General features: G+C 57.3%; 1 protein-coding gene. It reads left to right on the top strand.

Features of this window, described 5'->3' with window-relative positions:
• Window positions 1-437, top strand: a 437-nt coding sequence (locus tag MTCD1_RS18490; RefSeq protein WP_200818632.1) for a major capsid protein, incomplete at its 5' end; no start/stop codon positions are given.
• Window positions 438-473: the final 36 nt, after the last annotated feature.

Raw genomic sequence — 473 nt, 5'->3', positions numbered from 1 at the left:
TCATCGTGTTCGATCCGAAAGGCTGGGCGCTGTTCCGTTCCTTCAAAGCCGTCAAGGAGAAGCTGGATACCCGTCGTGGCTCTAATTCCGAGCTGGAGACAGCGGTGAAAGACCTGGGCAAAGCGGTGTCCTATAAGGGGATGTATGGCGATGTGGCCATCGTCGTGTATTCCGGACAGTACGTGGAAAACGGCGTCAAAAAGAACTTCCTGCCGGACAACACGATGGTGCTGGGGAACACTCAGGCACGCGGTCTGCGCACCTATGGCTGCATTCAGGATGCGGACGCACAGCGCGAAGGCATTAACGCCTCTGCCCGTTACCCGAAAAACTGGGTGACCACCGGCGATCCGGCGCGTGAGTTCACCATGATTCAGTCAGCACCGCTGATGCTGCTGGCTGACCCTGATGAGTTCGTGTCCGTACAACTGGCGTAATCATGGCCCTTCGGGGCCATTGTTTCTCTGTGGAGG

The sequence above is a fragment of the Colwellia marinimaniae genome, assembly GCF_002207865.1.
GTDB classification, from domain to species: domain Bacteria; phylum Pseudomonadota; class Gammaproteobacteria; order Enterobacterales; family Alteromonadaceae; genus Colwellia; species Colwellia marinimaniae.
The sequence above is the reverse complement of the archived record's forward strand: the minus strand, read 5'-3'. Positions and strand labels throughout refer to the sequence as shown.